The organism is Bacteroidales bacterium, assembly GCA_014860575.1.
Classification (GTDB): domain Bacteria; phylum Bacteroidota; class Bacteroidia; order Bacteroidales; family JAAYJT01; genus JAAYJT01.
Genome location: JACZJK010000005.1, coordinates 1 through 16,501, shown reverse-complemented (window position 1 = coordinate 16,501; position 16,501 = coordinate 1). Strand labels below are relative to the sequence as shown.

14 protein-coding genes and 3 tRNA genes are annotated in these 16,501 nt (G+C 43.0%); 7 read left to right on the top strand and 10 right to left on the bottom strand.

Annotated features, from left to right (window positions below; all coding sequences use genetic code 11):
• Window positions 1-87: 87 nt before the first annotated feature.
• Window positions 88-1,779, bottom strand: coding sequence for a gamma-glutamyltransferase (gene ggt / locus IH597_00485; protein ID MBE0660917.1), 1,692 nt, complete (start codon window positions 1,777-1,779; stop codon window positions 88-90).
• Between the two features lie 122 nt (window positions 1,780-1,901).
• On the opposite strand from ggt, the gene IH597_00480 reads away from it, so the two are divergent.
• From IH597_00480 to IH597_00460, 5 genes are all read left to right on the top strand, one after another.
• Window positions 1,902-2,462, top strand: a complete 561-nt coding sequence (locus tag IH597_00480) for a PepSY domain-containing protein (protein ID MBE0660916.1) — start codon at window positions 1,902-1,904, stop codon at window positions 2,460-2,462.
• A gap of 152 nt (window positions 2,463-2,614) precedes the next feature.
• Entirely contained in the window at window positions 2,615-3,142 is a 528-nt protein-coding gene (locus IH597_00475) for an RNA polymerase sigma factor (protein ID MBE0660915.1), read from the top strand.
• 2 nt (window positions 3,143-3,144) lie between these two features.
• Window positions 3,145-4,428, top strand: coding sequence for a hypothetical protein (locus IH597_00470; protein ID MBE0660914.1), 1,284 nt, complete (start codon window positions 3,145-3,147; stop codon window positions 4,426-4,428).
• A 71-nt stretch (window positions 4,429-4,499) separates the two neighbouring features.
• Window positions 4,500-5,798 carry a hypothetical protein gene (locus tag IH597_00465; GenBank protein MBE0660913.1) on the top strand — a complete coding sequence of 433 codons (1,299 nt, stop codon included), beginning with the start codon at window positions 4,500-4,502 and terminating at the stop codon, window positions 5,796-5,798.
• 49 nt (window positions 5,799-5,847) lie between these two features.
• Entirely contained in the window at window positions 5,848-6,552 is a 705-nt protein-coding gene (locus IH597_00460; protein ID MBE0660912.1) for a hypothetical protein, read from the top strand.
• A 37-nt stretch (window positions 6,553-6,589) separates the two neighbouring features.
• Here the strand turns inward: IH597_00460 and IH597_00455 are convergent, their stop codons facing one another.
• The 5 genes from IH597_00455 to IH597_00435 form a co-directional block, all read right to left on the bottom strand.
• Window positions 6,590-7,177 carry a class I SAM-dependent methyltransferase gene (locus IH597_00455; protein MBE0660911.1) on the bottom strand — a complete coding sequence of 196 codons (588 nt, stop codon included), beginning with the start codon at window positions 7,175-7,177 and terminating at the stop codon, window positions 6,590-6,592.
• 204 nt (window positions 7,178-7,381) lie between these two features.
• Window positions 7,382-7,570 (bottom strand): hypothetical protein, encoded by a 189-nt coding sequence (locus IH597_00450; GenBank protein ID MBE0660910.1) that lies wholly within the window; start codon window positions 7,568-7,570, stop codon window positions 7,382-7,384.
• Window positions 7,571-7,831: 261 nt separating this feature from the next.
• A tRNA-Thr gene (locus IH597_00445) sits at window positions 7,832-7,904 on the bottom strand.
• A gap of 93 nt (window positions 7,905-7,997) precedes the next feature.
• Window positions 7,998-8,071: transfer RNA gene (locus IH597_00440), tRNA-Pro, on the bottom strand.
• Window positions 8,072-8,309: 238 nt separating this feature from the next.
• Window positions 8,310-8,382: transfer RNA gene (locus IH597_00435), tRNA-Lys, on the bottom strand.
• 239 nt (window positions 8,383-8,621) lie between these two features.
• Here IH597_00435 and IH597_00430 point away from each other — a divergent pair.
• Together IH597_00430 and IH597_00425 are read left to right on the top strand one after the other, a co-directional pair.
• A complete protein-coding gene (locus IH597_00430) occupies window positions 8,622-9,350 on the top strand; it encodes a geranylgeranylglyceryl/heptaprenylglyceryl phosphate synthase (protein ID MBE0660909.1) in 729 nt (242 codons plus the stop codon).
• A 46-nt stretch (window positions 9,351-9,396) separates the two neighbouring features.
• Entirely contained in the window at window positions 9,397-11,028 is a 1,632-nt protein-coding gene (locus IH597_00425) for an AbgT family transporter (protein MBE0660908.1), read from the top strand.
• Between the two features lie 328 nt (window positions 11,029-11,356).
• Here the strand turns inward: IH597_00425 and IH597_00420 are convergent, their stop codons facing one another.
• From IH597_00420 to IH597_00405, 4 genes are all read right to left on the bottom strand, one after another.
• On the bottom strand, window positions 11,357-13,369 hold the full coding sequence (locus tag IH597_00420) for a gliding motility-associated C-terminal domain-containing protein (protein MBE0660907.1): 2,013 nt from the start codon (window positions 13,367-13,369) through the stop codon (window positions 11,357-11,359).
• Window positions 13,370-13,674: 305 nt separating this feature from the next.
• Entirely contained in the window at window positions 13,675-13,896 is a 222-nt protein-coding gene (locus tag IH597_00415) for a hypothetical protein (GenBank protein MBE0660906.1), read from the bottom strand.
• Window positions 13,897-14,080: 184 nt separating this feature from the next.
• Window positions 14,081-14,281 carry a hypothetical protein gene (locus IH597_00410; GenBank protein MBE0660905.1) on the bottom strand — a complete coding sequence of 67 codons (201 nt, stop codon included), beginning with the start codon at window positions 14,279-14,281 and terminating at the stop codon, window positions 14,081-14,083.
• 522 nt (window positions 14,282-14,803) lie between these two features.
• A complete protein-coding gene (locus IH597_00405) occupies window positions 14,804-15,976 on the bottom strand; it encodes a hypothetical protein (GenBank protein ID MBE0660904.1) in 1,173 nt (390 codons plus the stop codon).
• Between the last annotated feature and the right edge of the window lie 525 nt (window positions 15,977-16,501).

Here is a 16,501-nt window from a genome sequence, read left to right as displayed (position 1 = left end):
ATTATAGATTCTATTCGTGTATTCATTGCTACTTTAAAGCAATGACCATAAATCAGCCACGAGAGATAAGTTCTGTGATCGCAAATATTAGAATCCTGCTGCCTGCCCGTCCTTCCTTGATTCGCTTGCGCCGAAATAGATTTTTCTTTCCTTATCATATTTGATGGCCTGGTAACCGCCAAAGCCTCCGTCCATAAAAACAACCTTGTGCCCCATCCGCATCAGTTCACGAATGGATTCATAGTCAAATCCGGTTTCAAGTTCCACCTCTCCCCTGCCGGGATTTGGCAAACCAATGGGATCGGATAAGCCGTTGTGGCTGATGCGTGGAGCATCGCCGGCCTCCTGAAGGTTCATGCCGAAATCAATGATGTTCATCAATATCTGAACATGGCCCAGCGGCTGAAAATCTCCACCCATCACACCAAAAGCCATGAAAGGATCACCATCTTTTGTAACAAAGGCCGGGATGATCGTATGAAACGGCCGCTTGCCTGGGGCAAAAACATTTGCGTGGTTTTCATCCAGACTGAAAAGTTCGCCCCGGTTTTGTAACATAAAACCAAGCTTCGGAGGAACCATGCCAGAGCCGAGACCGCGGTAATTACTCTGGATCAACGAAACCATATTGCCATCTATATCTGCTACTGTAAGGTAAATTGTTCCGCCATCCATCTTTTCACCGGCAGCATAAACTCCTGCACGGTCCTCATTAATAAGGTAGCGGCGTTGGGAAGCATATTCTTTTGAGATCAACCACTCAACCGGTACATCTGCAAAATCCATATCGGCATAGTATTTTGCGCGATCCTCAAAAGCCAGTTTTTTGGCTTCAACAAACAAATGAATATGGCGGGCACTGCCAAATGGAATGCTTGTAAAATCATAAGCTTCCAAAATATTCAGCATTTGTAATGCGGCGATTCCTTGTCCGTTTGGAGGCAATTCCCATACATCGTAGCCACGATAATTGATTGAAACTGGTTCAACCCAATCGGAATGGTGGTTTGCAAGATCTTCAAAACTCAGAAAACCACCTTGCTCCAGAATAAAATCAACCATCACCTTTGCCGTTTCTCCTTTATAAAACTCATCCCTTCCGTAAGCACCAATTCGTCGGTAGGTTTCAGCAAGCCAGGGATTTTTAAAAATATCACCTTTTTGCGGAATGTTTTTCCCATCCTGCGTATAGGTTTCATACACATTGGGGAACCTCTCACCATGAAGGCTTACACCACGCTGTAGATAATGAGCAATCAGTTCCGTAACAGGAAACCCCTGTTCGGCATATCTGATCGCAGGCGAAAGAATTTCTTTCATGTGCTTCTTCCCAAATTTTTGATGGAGTTCGAACCAGCCATCCACGCAACCGGGAACCGAAACAGGCAGCGGGCCATAAGCGGGAATTCGCTTGATTTCTTTTTCACGGAAATATTCAAGTGATAATGATTGCGGTGATCTTCCGGAAGCATTCAAGCCGTATAATTTTTGTGTGTTGGCGTCCCAAACGATAGCATACAGATCACCACCAATCCCACAGCCGGTGGGCTCCATCAAACCTAAAGCAGCATTGGCTGCAATGGCTGCATCCACAGCGCTGCCGCCTTGCTTGAGGATATCAAGCGCAATTTGTGTTGCCAATGGATGACTGGTTGCCGCCATTCCGTTGGCGGCAATTACTTCGGACCGGGTGGCGAAACTTTTACCGGTAACGCGATCCTGCGCATTTGAAAATTGTATCATAAGCATGGCTATGACTAATAATGAGAATATTTTCATGGGTTTCAGTTTTGTAAGACAAGTAGCAGGTTGAAACCCTAAAAGTAGTAAATTCCAATAATACCGCAGGAGAAGTCTTACTTTTGCAAACGAATCACATCTATTCCCAGATCCGCTAATTGATGAAAAGTAAGAAGCAAGGCAACAATAATCTGAAATTACACCGTAAAACCCATCGCATCTTTGCTATTATATTTCTATTTTTTTTTCTGATTCTTTCTGGCACTGGAATTTTATTGGGCTGGAAAAAACATAGCGCCGGAGTGATCTTGCCGGAAAGTAAGTCAGGAAGTTCAACCAATATTAATGAATGGCTAAGCTTTGATAGTCTGAGCACAATTGCTTTAAGCGTTTGGCATGATTCGGTTTCAGAAAATATTTCAGCTACCATTGCCCGGATTGATGCCCGTCCAGACAAAGGGATGGTGAAATTTGTGTTCGAAAACCATTTGACAGAAATACAGCTTGATGCCAGTACGGGTAGCGTGCTTTATGTTGGCAAGCGCTGGTCGGATCTGATTGAGCACCTGCACGATGGTTCATTCATTGACCGCTGGCTGGGGATAAATAATGAATACTTTAAGCTTACCTATATAACCCTTATGGGATTATCTTTGCTCACACTTTCCATCACAGGTTTCTTTCTATGGCGGCGAAACGGAATTAAAAGGTCGAAGCCATAAGATAATTTCCTGTCTTCTTCGTTATAATCCTGTGCGAACCCCGGATGCAACAACATGAAGATAATTTACCTTAGCAGCCATACGATGCAACCTTTTGATGCCCCGCTGCATCATGTATCATACGTTAAAACATTAAGCAATACAATCCTCTGATGGAAATGGATCAACTTATCAGAGGATGCCTTGATGGCAAGCGAAGTGCTCAAAAGCAATTTTATGAGTATTTCGCACCCAAAATGCTGGGTGTTTGCCTGAGGTATGCTGAGGATGTTGAAATGGCGGAAGATTTTCTCCAGGAAGGCTTTATAAAGGTTTTTACGAACCTTAAGAGCTACAGATCAGAAGGTTCAATTGATGGCTGGGTTCGGAGAATAATGGTAAATGCCGCACTTGAAATATTGAGAAAGAGTGATGTGCTGAAACACAGCGCGAACATTGAGACGGCTTATTCCGTTAGCGATGATTTCCCGGATGCATTCAAACAACTTACAACTGCAGAGTTGTTGAAACATATCCAATCACTGCCGGCAGGTTTCAGAGCGGTTTTTAACCTGTTTGCCATTGAAGGATACTCGCACCAGGAAATTGCTGAAATGCTCAAAATCAGTGAAGGCACATCCAAATCGCAATACGCCAGGGCAAAAGTCTGGCTTCAGAAAAGAATAGGTGAACGCAACTAATAATGACAGAAAAGAACGGACATACCAGTTTTGAAAAGGGATTCAGGGAATCTTTCGGGGATTTTATGCAATCGCCTGATCCAGCCGTTTGGTCCAGGATTGAAGCTGGTTTGCAACGCAAAAAGAGGATTATCCTTTTTGCCAGGTTTGCCGCCGCTGCTTCATTACTTTTGCTTTTCAGCGTTACCGGTTGGCTGGTGTTCCGTACATCTGACCCAGCATTGTTACATCCCTCTGGGGTTTCGCATCAATCAGAAAATGCAACTCCCGAGACCTCAACTCAATTGGTTCCTGAAACCACAATAGCCGAAAAAACACCTTCAATAATAAAGGAAACTAAAGAAAAGGTAAGCGGATCGGATCGGACCAAAGAACCGTCCAAACTTAAACCAGAAGTTTCCAGAGAAAAATCATCTGATCCTTCGCTAGCTGAAATTAACGAACCTACTCCAAAACCGGAGCCACCTGTTGATGATTACACAGGAGATCTGACAATAACAGATCCCATTGAAATTGCGGTTCAATCTGAACCCGTAGTTGCTGAACAAAAACTTCCGGCACTGGAAGAAGTCGAACGCCTGCTGGCTACGGAAGAATTTCTTCCCGAAAAACCTGAAGAGAAGAAATGGCAACTGGCTTTAGGCTATGGAACCATACAGGGTCAGGCAGTTACCGACGCATCAGAGGCTTATGATAATTTGGATGCGAATTTTGGCGGTGATCCTTTTTCGGCCAAACTTTCAACTGAAACGAGAGACTTTTCGAGTGTTGAAAACACTGTGCACTCACAACCCATTACCTTTGGGTTATTGATTCACAGAAGCTTCTCCGAAAATTGGGGCATGGAATCCGGTTTGTTGTACACCAAGCTGAAATCATCGAGTAGAACCAATCTGCAGAATGATGAATATACCCTTTACAGCAGTGAAGTGAATTATATTGGGCTACCGGTATCCATCAGACTCAACATGATTCAGGGACAGCGGTTTGGAATGTATATATCTCAGGGTGCGGTAATTGAAAAAGCAATAAGGGTTCGTTATACTACCAACATGTTTGTTTCGGAGGTGTTGAAAAGCACTGAACAAGGTATTTATATGGCTGAAGGAGTTCAGGTTTCATCGCTCACTGCCATTGGCTTTGAATACCGCTTAAGCAAATTGTTAAGTTTGTATGCCCAGCCTGGCCTTCAGGTCTTTTTCTTGAACCAGACACAACCTTACAACATCAGGAGTTCCAGCGCAATCTGGCCTTCGCTGCAAACAGGTTTGAAATTTCAACTTTAACGTTTTTTGATACTTCATAACGATTCATTTATTTACTATAAATCGAAGAACCAATTTTAAAATCAATATCCATGAAAACGAAAAAATTAGTTCCTGCGCTTCTTTCATCAGTGCTGCTCTTTATAGTGTTTCTGAGCGGCTGCCAGGATAAGGTTTACGAAAAAGTTACCTACACCGCCAATGTTCCTGTTTATATGAGCTTTGAAGAGTTCAGAGGCTCAGTGAAAAAGGAACCTGCCAGGCAACTCAACAGTCCCGGCAAAATATATTTCAAAGACAACCTGCTATATATCAATGAAACCGGGGCAGGCATCCATGTGATTGACAACACCAATCCATCTTCACCAAATGTTATCGCTTTCATCCAGGTTCCCGGAAATTACGACATGGCCATACGCGGAAATATTCTCTTTGCCGACAGCCATATTGACCTGGTGGCAATAGATATTACCGATCCTAATAATCCGGTAGAAGTGGACCGTTTGCAAAATGCTTTCCCAAATGTTTTACCGCCGATGGATATTGCCCTGCCAATTTCTGAACTTGATTTCACAAAAGGCGTGGTTGTTGGCTGGGAAGTAAAGGAACATACCGAAACCATTGAAAGGGGTTCAAGTCATAACAAGGATTTTGTACAGTTTGATGGCATGGGCATACCCCGCTTTGCCTCACAGGAATTAAGCTTCAACTCATCTGGTGGCACAGGGATTAGCGGCTCAATGGCCCGCTTCACCATTTTTGACGATTATATGTATACGGTTCATAATAATGCGCTCAAGCTTTTCAATATTTCCAATATTCCCGGAATAGCAGCTTCAACTTCAATCTCACTTGATAGGGTTGTGGAAACCATTTTCCCATACGATAACAAACTTTTCCTTGGAACCACTACAGGCATGCTGGTTTACGGACTCAGCAATCCGGCCAATCCGGTTTATATTTCAGCATTTGACCACATCAATTCCTGCGATCCGGTAGCTGTGCAAGGAAATTACGCTTATGTAACCCTGCGTTCAGGTAATAATTGCTTCGGGTTTACCAATCAGTTGGATGTTGTGGATATTTCATCCATTACCAATCCCTTCTTAGTAAAAACATACCCTTTGTATAATCCCCACGGACTTGGCATTGATGACAATGTACTGTTTATCTGCGATGGTGATGCCGGTCTGAAAGTTTACGATGCTACCGATCCGATGAATATCCATCTTCACCAATTGGCTCATTTTCCCGGGATTAAAACTTACGACGTGATTCCGCTGGGCGGTGTTTTAATGCTGATTGGCGCTGATGGTTTATATCAATATGATTACACTGATCTGAACAACCTTGTTCTGCTCAGTTCAATCACGGTAACACGAAAACAATAAATATTGCATTGTGCGCTTTCCCCGCTTTAATTTTTGGTTAATACTCGTTATGGTTATTGGGCTGCTCCCGTTCAAATGGGTAGCAGCCCAAAAGCTTCGTGGCGATGCCGTTTATTTAAGAAATGGTTCAGTTGTTACCGGTCACATTATTCAGAACGACAGCATCCGGGGTCTCAAAATATCCAATGATTGTGGTATATGGTTTTATGAACCTCATGAGATTGACAGCACCGGAAGATATTTTGGCGACAAATATTTTTCATCAAAAGAAAGAGGTTATGTAAACATAAGCAGCTTTGGGCTCTTGTTTGGATATGAAAATTTCCCAATTCCATCTTTGACCATGGTTCACGGCATGAAGGTCAATTCAGGCATTTCAGGAGGAGTTGGTATTGGCTATGAGTATTTTGACTGGGGCGTGGTTCCTGTCTTTGCTGATGCCAGGTATTATTTTCATGATGCAGGTTTTTCCCCCTATTTGCTTGCTCAGGCTGGCTATGCTATAACACTTGAACGAAATCCAAATAACAACTGGGGCAACCTGGTAAGAAGAAATTTCGGAGGGCCTTTGCTAAGTGTAGGTGCTGGGATTAGGGCAGGAATTTCAAAAAATTCAGCTTTCACATTCAGTATTGCCTATCGCTTTCAGAAATTATCCTACAAGACAACCAGCGAATGGGAACCAGGCACCACCAGAATAGTTGAAAATCATTACAACCGGATTGCTGTAACTGTAGGGTTTTTGTTTGAATGATTTGGATTGGGGTTGAGCTTACAGATGAGGTTTAATCTCAAAACTCACACAGACTTACCATCAAGGTCCCCTTTCCTTGCAAATATCTCTCTTTGACACGTAGTCCGGCCTGATGAAGAAGAGTATCCATTCCGCCATTTTTCTGATACTGTTTGAAGTTACAGTAATGATCACCTCCGGCAAGCCATTCAATCGTCCAGGTGAACCACCTGTAGAATCCTGCTTTAATAGGATAGGCATAGTCCACAATGATGATGCTTTTGGCGACCCTTTTCATTTCCTGTAGCACTTTCAGTCCAGCTTCAGGGCTAAACTGATGAAGGGCCAGAGAAATGACCGCTACATCAAATTCCTTATCATTGAACTGAGTGAGGTCAGTGGCATCCATCAGCAAAAACCTAGCATTTCTTATGGCTTTCTTTCTCACCTTCCTTTCAGCATACTTGATCATATTGGGATCAAGATCAATACCGGTTACCTTGGTTTCCGCAATCATTGTTATCATCAATGTAAGCGCTCCAGGGCCACAAGCTACATCCAGCACATTGCTGTGTTCTTTTATAAGCGAAGCTGCCCTTGTATGGGAAGAGTTTAGCATGGGATCAATTAGAATACTATAAATCATTTTGCAAAGATATTATTCTCGCCTTCAAAACAATCATCAGGGTTTACTCCATTTCTTTGATCTTATCAAAAGCTTCATTGTTTCCCAGATTTGATTATTTTTCAGCCGCAAAGGGGTTGAAGTGCTGGAGCCGGTTCCGCTGCGGGAGGAAATGCGGGCGAAAATTGAAAAAATGACAGACGTCTACAAGTAAGTTGTTGTATTCTAAGAATCTATTGATTCCGATTCCAGTTGAGCCTTGATCGAGGTTAATATCCTCAGCATCAACCCCGATTCAAAAGCCTCAATCAGTGCACCATCACAGAAGCGATCGCTGCGGACGATGGCGGTGATGAGTTTGCATTTTGCGGGAATATCAATGGTGTTGAAATCGAAATTTGGATTGCTGGCCATTTTCCTGCCCTCGTCCCAGGCCGACCCGTTGAAGTTGATGATAATGGGGTTTTCAAAAGTTGCTGGCACATTTTGCTTATATAAATTCACCCCATAATCATGAGTCATTCAATTGACAGCAACCGGGTGTAACACCAAAAACAGCAACAGCAATTTATTCTTGATTTACAAAATTATGACTTGGCCCAAGCGGGTAAAAGATAAAATCAATGATTTAAGCAGCAGGGAGGATGAGGAAAAATGTATAAAAATCTGAAATTGAGCCACTCAGGGGACTCGAACCCCCGACCCGCGCATTACGAATGCGCTGCTCTACCAACTGAGCTAAAGTGGCTGATATATTTTAAGAACTATTTTTTTGCTGATCTATCTCCTGATAGCTTCCGATAGGTATCGGAACGGGATGAGCAAAAGTGGCTGATGAAAGTCGGGGTGGCGAGACTCGAACTCGCGACCTCTACGTCCCGAACGTAGCGCGCTAGCCAACTGCGCCACACCCCGATCTATATTTTACTAAAGAACTATATATTCCACCGTTCTAAGTTGACAAATGGCAGTTGACAGTTGGCAAAAATCTGAACCTGCCTCGCCGCCAGGCGGATTGGTTAAACGAATCAAAAGTTATCCCGCATATGCAATATTGGCAAGCCCTAAATTGTAAGTGCCTTTTGGGAGATTAAACAATCACGCTACCTCATCAATCGCCCCTCGCCCCTTTTCCCTCGTCCCTTCTTCTTTGTCTCCCCGGAAGGACTCGAACCTTCGGCCCGATGATTAAGAGTCATCTGCTCTACCAACTGAGCTACGGAGAGATTTTATTATTTTCAAATAACGAACTTTTTATAAACCTGCCTACCTGATGCTCTACCTCCAGATAGTTATCGGGATGAGCTACGGAGAGATTATTCAAAACGGGGTGCAAATTTATAAAAACTTTATTGTCATTGGTTCAAGTTTAGCCCTAATATTCAGGAATTATCAAATTTTGTCTGTTCCTGACAAGTTTATGTAAATTCGCAAAAAAAATCAACTACTCAATTAAGCTTCCGCTATGGATTTCTACAAATCAATGTTGAGCCGGAAAAAACAAGGGCAAAAACAATTTACTGTATTGGTTGACCCCGACAAGCTGAGTTCGGATCAGGTTAAGACTTTAGCTCAAATCGGTCAGCAATCGGGCATTGACTGGTTTTTTGTTGGTGGCAGCCTGCTCACCCATAATTCTCTTGATCAGTGCATTAAAATAATCAAGGATCATTCTGACATTCCGGTTATCCTGTTTCCTGGCAACACCCTTCAAATGAGTACAAAGGCAGATGCCATCCTTTTCCTTTCTCTCATCTCGGGTCGCAATGCTGAAATGTTGATTGGAAGGCATGTTATTTCAGCGCCTTACCTGAAACTGAGTAATCTTGAGGTAATTTCAACAGGCTATATGCTGATCGAAAGTGGGAAACCTACAACGGTTTCGTACATGAGCAATTCGGTGCCTATTCCTGCTGATAAAGATGATATTGCAGCATGCACCGCCATGGCCGGTGAAATGCTGGGTATGAAGCTGATTTTTATGGATGCCGGCAGCGGAGCCAACACACCGGTTTCAGAAAGTATGATAACCACAGTAAGCAAATCCATAGATATTCCATTGGTTATAGGTGGTGGCATTAATACAACTGAAAAAGCTGTTGCTGCCTTCAATTCCGGTGCTGATATGGTTGTTATGGGAAATGCCATAGAAAAAGATATGACCTTGGTACCGCGCGTAATTGAAGCGATCTGAAAATAAAGATTTGTTTGCCTGATACAATCACTATTAAAACTTGCCTATGCTGAAGTTCAAAAAAATACCTCACACATTCGCCATCGTTTTTTTTATCATCCTTATTGCCGCGGTTCTCACCTGGATCATACCACCAGGAAAATATACAAGTGAGAAAATAGTAGTAAACGATAAGGAACAAACCGTTATGGTTTTCCGGTACGATCACAACCTGCCAGACGAAATGATTGAAACTGCCGGAAGTGGTGGCAAAATTCAGACATGGCAGGTTTTTGCTGCATTGTTTAAAGGTTTTGTAAAACAATCGGGCATTATCATTTTTATTTTAATGATAGGAGGTGCATTCTGGATCATGAACCAAAGCCGGGCAATTGATGTTGGGATTTTTGCATTCCTTCGTTTCACCCGTGGGCTTGAGCGTTATAAACTGATCCGAAAACTAGGCATGAACAACATCGTCCTGGTTTTGATCATGCTTATGTTCAGTGTTTTCGGGGCGGTTTTTGGAATGAGCGAAGAAACCATTGCTTTTGTCATCATCCTTGTTCCACTTGCAATCAGAATGGGTTATGATTCCATTATAGGTGTTTGCATGGTTTATGTGGCAGCACATATTGGTTTTGCAGGTGCGATCCTAAATCCTTTCACCATTGGCATCGCACAGGGACTAGCCGATATTCCACTTTTTTCCGGAATAGAATACAGGATTTTTTGTTGGGTAGTGCTGAACCTCGCCGGTATATCGTTCATACTTTATTATGCTCACAGGGTTAAGAAAAATCCACGGCTTTCACCTGTTTATGAAGAAGATGCCTATTGGCGCGAAAAAGCCGAAGGAGATCTGGAGAAAATAGAATATCACACACCCTTATCTGCATGGATTGTTTTTGGGTTGGTTCAAACTGCATTGATTATCTTTTCATTTATTTACCCGGTTTCCACACTTACGGTTGGTAATTCAAGTATTACAATCAGTGTCATTCCGATTTCAGCAGTTCTTTTTGCAATCGGCGGGTTGATAACTCTAAGAAAATCAGTTCACTTTTTTATTCTCCATCTTCTGGCATTTACGATCCTCTACCTGATTATCGGTGTGATGGGTTATGGCTGGTATGTAATGGAAATAGCCACCTTGTTTATGGCCATGGGTATTAGCGCCGGCCTGTCAATGTCGCATTCTGCCGATAAAATTGCAAGGTTATTCCTTGAAGGTGTGAAAGACATTCTTGGGGCAGCGGTTATTGTGGGCTTAGCGGGCGGCATTATTGTGATCCTTGAAGATGGTGGTATCATTGACACCATTTTGTACGGGCTCTCTAAATCAATGTCAGACTTTGGCGATATTGCGTCCATCGGGGTGATGTATGCCATTCAAACGGTCATAAATGTTGTGATCCCTTCCGGTTCGGCAAAAGCTGCCATTACGATGCCTATCATGGCTCCATTCTCTGATTTGATAGGTATTTCACGTCAGGCTACTGTGATGGCTTTTCAGTTTGGCGATGGGTTCACAAACATGATTACCCCCACTTCCGGAGTGTTGATCGGGGCACTTGGTGTTGCGCGCGTGCCTTACGAAAAATGGGTGAAATGGGTGATCCCGATGCTGGTAACACTCATTATTCTTGGGTTTCTTTTGCTGATCCCAACGGTTACGATGCAGTTAAACGGGTTTTAAACCATCCTGAATATAGCCTGAATAATTCCTACCGCCAGGACGCTCCCGATAGCTATCGGGAGGCGCAAAGATTTGATTTAAAATCAGTAGTGTCCGGATAACACTTGTTTATCCACTACTACGCGGAACTCGTATCACTACGAAGCAGATTCGCTGCAGGCGATAAAGTATTGTAGTAAAAAGTAACCCAATTAATACAAATACCTCGTAGAGGTTTCAGGCTACGCGGAATTTGTAATTCCGCCAGACAAATAAGCACGCTGGTTGCAAAATTCTGATCACATCATATCCGTCAGACCGCCTGGAGCGGTCGGACGGATTTTTGTTTTTACCTCAACAACATTGCGCTTCCCATTACGCGGCGCAGGGTGCGGTCGTGGAAGTAAGACGGCAGTTCGTACGTAATCACGTATGAGTAAACATCCATCTGGCTTGGCTCACCATTGAAAGTACCATCCCAGCCTTTTGTAATATCATCGGTTTCGTAAAGCAGTTGACCCCACTTGTTATAAATGAGCATGTTGAAGTTTTCGAGCAGAACCTTAGGTACTACCGGTCCGAATGCATCATTCAAACCATCGCCGTTGGGCGTAAAGGCGTTCGGGATCAGCAATTCAATATCACATGGAACCAGCGTTACAGCAGCAATGTTGACGCATCCGTTGCCATCAGTTACTTCAACCCAATAATCTCCGTCGCTGATAGCATAATATTGTGCTTCAACGCTGCCATCCTGCCATTTGTAAGCCATGTAGCCAATTCCTGGTTCGAGCCATACCGGTTCGTCAATACACAAAATATCATCGCCACCCAGACTGACTTCAGGAATCGGGTTCACAACAACATTGAGCTCAGCAATGGTATCGCATCCAAAATTGTTCATTGCAACAAGTGTGTATGTACCTGTGTGGAATAAGCCAAGATATCCGAGCGACCATTCTGAACCATTGTGGGTCAAACCGTTTGGACCTTGCCACTGATAAGTAACATTCTGGCTGTCCTTTGATTCAGCTTTAAGCGAATGCCATGTGCCTTCGCAGAAGCTTCCATCGCCGGTAATTGATAGTTGCGGCGAAGGCAGAATTTCAACAGCTCCATGTGTATAAATGGTTGGGATGGGGTAACCACCGGCAGCTAGGAAGACGCATGTAGGCAATTGCCAATCGAGTAGGCTCATTCCTGCTCCAATACCGGCAAATTCCATATAGAGCAATCTTTCATCGGGTGGTATTGTGATGGGAACAGATGTTTCGAACGCAATAACCAATGATCCTGTTTTAGGACTATAGCTGCTCATCATTCCTATTTGCAGTGAAGGATGGATATTTGTGATATTGATAAAATTGAGAATTTCATCATCAAATTCCAGCTCCAGTGTAAATCCGGTAATTTCCTCAAATCCGAATGCAATAATCGGTATTTCAACGATGGAGTTCAAACATCTTGAAATTGTTCCAGCTATCAGTTCAACTTCGCCGGTAACAATGTTCTGGATGATGAACGGCATTTTTGCAATACATCCATTTGCATCGCGAACCCAAACAACATAATTGCCCGGTACGAGGCCAGTGATGAACCTTGAATCCTGGTAATCGAACCCATTGATGGAATATTCAAGTGGTACAGCCATGCTGCTGGCAACAATCTCAGCCATTCCATTGGGCTGGGCATCTACTGCATCGGTTGTGATGATTGTGATGATCTGCGGCAATGGGTTCACAGTTATAACAGCAGGCCCTACTAATGCTGTGTTCGGATAACCGTTGGCATCTTCCACGTTAAGAATCCAATAACTGGTTGTAGCTGTTGGTGTAAGCAACAGCTCAGTTGAGAAATCGGTGATATTATCAACAGTTAATGTGTCAATACCATCGGTATAAGTGAAACTGAATGGCGGCGTTCCTGTGAACAATACGGTTAGTGCAGCCATTTCTCCGTAACAAACCGGAGGCGCATCAACAAAGCTTGCAGTTGGCAGCGGTTCAAGCACTACCATTTTGCCAACCTTGAGGTTCATACAACCTGCATCAGTATGAGCGGTAACTTTATAGAAATAAATACCCGGCGTTTCCCACATTACTGTAACTGTAGGACCTACGCTTCCACCAACAAAATATGCATCGGTGATTGGGCAATTGCCATTAGTGGTCGCAAAATTTACTCCAACTACATCAGAATAAATATCCCAATAGTAGGTGTCGTTTTCGAATACGACCACGCTTAGCTCGCTGGTATGGCCTGCATGCACCACGCCTGACTGCGCCATGGATTGTTCCATGGCCATCAGGGCAGGCAGCAGGAAGAACAGCAACCTCGTTAAGTTTATAAATAACCGTCTCATAATAAAGTTTAAAAGATTATTGCTTGAACCAATTTTTTCATTTTTTAAGGTTTTTTGCTTACCCGCCCGTTTTACGCCAGGCGGGCAAGCTTTACCTTATTTTAATCACTTCCAACACCTGCTACCCTTCTCACTTAGTCATGAATTCCACCAGGACACTACCCCTGGTTTCCTTCTCCAATTTCTGCCTCTGTTGCTGCCGGAATCTTACGGATAAACCTTCAGCAGTAGGCAACACAATCACTAATTCACATTCACTAATTCAAATTTTACAACTACATATATTTTATATAAATTCTTTGTTATCAATTTTTTACTTGTGGGTTTTGCCTATCAGCACCCACCACTTTAGTTAACCACGGGCAAGCTTCCCACACCCTGGTGGGAGCTTGCACCTGGTTTCTTACCATTTCAAGAAACTCTTGAATTTTCTCAACAATGCATATTCGTTCTTTTTGATCTTTCTTGCTTTGATCCTGCATACCAGAATTTTGGCTGGCAGCAGACCTTGTTATATTCTTTTTCATGTTACGTTGTTCATTGTGGTCATTTATACCTCAATCAATTCTTGATAGATTGCCGATTTACCGGCGATCACGAAAATCTTCAATTTCAATGTTGCTATTTTATTCATGTCAGAATTCTATTTCCCATAACTCATCTTCAATAGTTCATTTCAATAAAATCAGCTATGTGGTTATGCCTGTCTGGTTATGCTTTGGTTTTACCGCGACAGGTATGGATCACCCAGTCCCTGGCAGGAGGGACATAAGGCAAGCGCATCCTGCCTAAAGTATTGGCAGATTGTAATTCATCAAAACAATAACCAACCCGCGAACCCGATGTCCCGCATTTCCAATTCCCAATCCTACTGCGGGCATCCGGGTTCTCCAATCTTGAATGTTGAATCATAAATATTGAATCTATTAGACCTTCCCTGCTTTTGATCCTGGTGGGAGGGCGGCCCCTGCTTTTATGATGCAACTGAATTAATTTAAACCTCATATTATCATGTCTTTAGTGTTTCAATTATACTGTGTTAAGGGTTTGGAGTTCACATAGCTTTAGCCAAACACTACCCATCTTGCCAATGCCAGACTGCTTGTAATTGGCACCCGGGAATACACTTAACCCATTCGTCCAGTGATCCATAACCTTACATATAATTACCGCATCGCGGTGTTAAAACCTGGTCTGACAACGGGCACAATATGCGCCTTTTGATCCGTTGGTATCCAACAGCCTCGTCTTCAATTCCTGGAGGCCCGTTGTCTTATATCATCGCCCATTCCGGGCTCGTTCATTATCTGCTGTAAGCAACAGTTTGCGTTCTCAATCTGAGCTCCTTTGCAAGCCACGGACTATGAAAATGTCATAGCTTGCTTCCACCACGCTAAACACAAATTGCTGTTGCCTCCATACCATGTTCAACTGTTACGGTTGAACCTGTGGTTCGAAGTTCAAGCCACCGCCTGGCAGTACTGTAGGTCTGGCTTTTAATGTATGAAGCGCATGATCCGGTGCATTATCATCATCAAGATCAGCCATCAGATCAACAGGAATTTCGCAGGCATCCCAACGTACATTTGGCTGGTTTGCTGAATTTATACCTGCAACAGCAAGTGTTATCGGTGTGTCATTCAAACCTTCATAATTATTGTTGTTGATTTCGAGCCACACGAATACGGAAACACCATTTTGAGTATTTGGCACAAATGTTTCAACCGTAGGGCCTGCAACAGTTGTATTGAAAAAAGGACCGCCGGCCAGCATAGTCGCAGTAGTAAAATTGTTTTCGTAGTTCCAGTAAATATTGGCAGTCTGGTCATCTTCCAAACCGAATATCCTCAATGAAAGATCATAGGATTCCGTAAAGTTTGCTGCTACAACTTCGTAGGCCAGTATATTCTGACCAAAGTCGTACATCATTTCACTGTTGACCATGTCATACACTGCACTCTCAATATCACTTACACATGATTCAGCATCAATATCGTAGCCAGCGGTTCCAATGTTTAAGATATTTACGAGAAAAGCATTGATTGGATTGATACGGTAAACCTTGAGGTTATCAGCGCAGCCAATCATGTCAGGGGCTTCGTAATGGATAGCCAGGAAAAGTGGATTGGTAGCATCAACCTGTGCAAGGCCCGAAGATTTCCATGTGATGGTGGTAGTTGTTGGTGAAGTCGCACCTGGTGTGCTATTCCTATAGTTGGTGGCTCCTGTTGCAATAAAGTCGCCACCAGCAGCTTCCTGGTTGGCTGTGAGCGTGCCTCCTGAGATGAAAGATGTGTTATTAAAAGTGGCAAACCAGTATGCGGTACCTCCAGCGGGAATTATCTCGGCTGAATACTCATAAGGAACACCTGCAATAGGATTTAGCGGTCCTGTTTCGCAGTCGGTTAATGGTCTGGGTCCTGAACCCTGGGTTGCTCCCTGACCGAATACTACAGAAATACTTGCAAATAATGCCACGATGATTAAAACCATTTGTTTTTTCATAATTGTAAAATTTAGTGTTAATGAATTGTTGTTGAAATTGTGATTTTGCCTGTTGCTTTGCAATGGCTGATAATCTGATGTAGTGTTTAATAAAGATTCCATGACTAATTGTTTTTTAAAGTTTAACATGTTTTTGGGTCCGTAAAAACCCTTTTTTGCTTAATAAGCCGGATCCGTAAAAACCCGTCTTTTTGTTGATTGCCTGAGTCCGTAAAAACCCGGCTTTCGTTTTTTCATCTGGGTCCGTAAAAACCCATCTGATGTTTCAAAGGCATTTTCAATTTTAAAGGCTTGCTTGCTGTTTTTCCATAGGCGTTTGTTTTTGTTACTACTCGGTTAAATATTTTGTTCAAGGTTCATAGTTCAAGGTTCAATGTTTTGTGTTGCTGGTTACTGGTTGCTTGATTTAGGTCATACAATTGTCATTCGGTTGTCATACTTTGTTGCTGGTTGCTAGTGTTTTTTGTCTTGTCTCTTGTTTCTTGTTTCTTGTCTCTTGTTTCTTGTTTCTTGTCTCTTGTTTCTTGTCTCTTGTTTCTTGTCTCTTATTGCTGGTTACTGATTTCTTCTTCTCTTCGTGCCTTCGTCCTTTTCTCTTTCTCCCTTTCTCCCCTTCGCCCTTTCTCC

What these genes read in the sequence shown, in the direction of transcription:
- IH597_00450 (MBE0660910.1), bottom strand. Translation starts at nt 7,570, where the DNA reads ATGGCCAGCAATCCAAATTTCGATTTCAACACCATTGATATTCCCGCA.
- IH597_00455 (MBE0660911.1), bottom strand. Translation starts at nt 7,177, where the DNA reads ATGATTTATAGTATTCTAATTGATCCCATGCTAAACTCTTCCCATACA.
- IH597_00415 (MBE0660906.1), bottom strand. Translation starts at nt 13,896, where the DNA reads ATGAAAAAGAATATAACAAGGTCTGCTGCCAGCCAAAATTCTGGTATG.
- IH597_00480 (MBE0660916.1), top strand. Translation starts at nt 1,902, where the DNA reads ATGAAAAGTAAGAAGCAAGGCAACAATAATCTGAAATTACACCGTAAA.
- IH597_00405 (MBE0660904.1), bottom strand. Translation starts at nt 15,976, where the DNA reads ATGGAATCTTTATTAAACACTACATCAGATTATCAGCCATTGCAAAGC.
- ggt (MBE0660917.1), bottom strand. Translation starts at nt 1,779, where the DNA reads ATGAAAATATTCTCATTATTAGTCATAGCCATGCTTATGATACAATTT.
- IH597_00465 (MBE0660913.1), top strand. Translation starts at nt 4,500, where the DNA reads ATGAAAACGAAAAAATTAGTTCCTGCGCTTCTTTCATCAGTGCTGCTC.
- IH597_00425 (MBE0660908.1), top strand. Translation starts at nt 9,397, where the DNA reads ATGCTGAAGTTCAAAAAAATACCTCACACATTCGCCATCGTTTTTTTT.
- IH597_00475 (MBE0660915.1), top strand. Translation starts at nt 2,615, where the DNA reads ATGGAAATGGATCAACTTATCAGAGGATGCCTTGATGGCAAGCGAAGT.
- IH597_00420 (MBE0660907.1), bottom strand. Translation starts at nt 13,369, where the DNA reads ATGAGACGGTTATTTATAAACTTAACGAGGTTGCTGTTCTTCCTGCTG.
- IH597_00470 (MBE0660914.1), top strand. Translation starts at nt 3,145, where the DNA reads ATGACAGAAAAGAACGGACATACCAGTTTTGAAAAGGGATTCAGGGAA.
- IH597_00410 (MBE0660905.1), bottom strand. Translation starts at nt 14,281, where the DNA reads ATGATTCAACATTCAAGATTGGAGAACCCGGATGCCCGCAGTAGGATT.
- IH597_00460 (MBE0660912.1), top strand. Translation starts at nt 5,848, where the DNA reads ATGGTTATTGGGCTGCTCCCGTTCAAATGGGTAGCAGCCCAAAAGCTT.
- IH597_00430 (MBE0660909.1), top strand. Translation starts at nt 8,622, where the DNA reads ATGGATTTCTACAAATCAATGTTGAGCCGGAAAAAACAAGGGCAAAAA.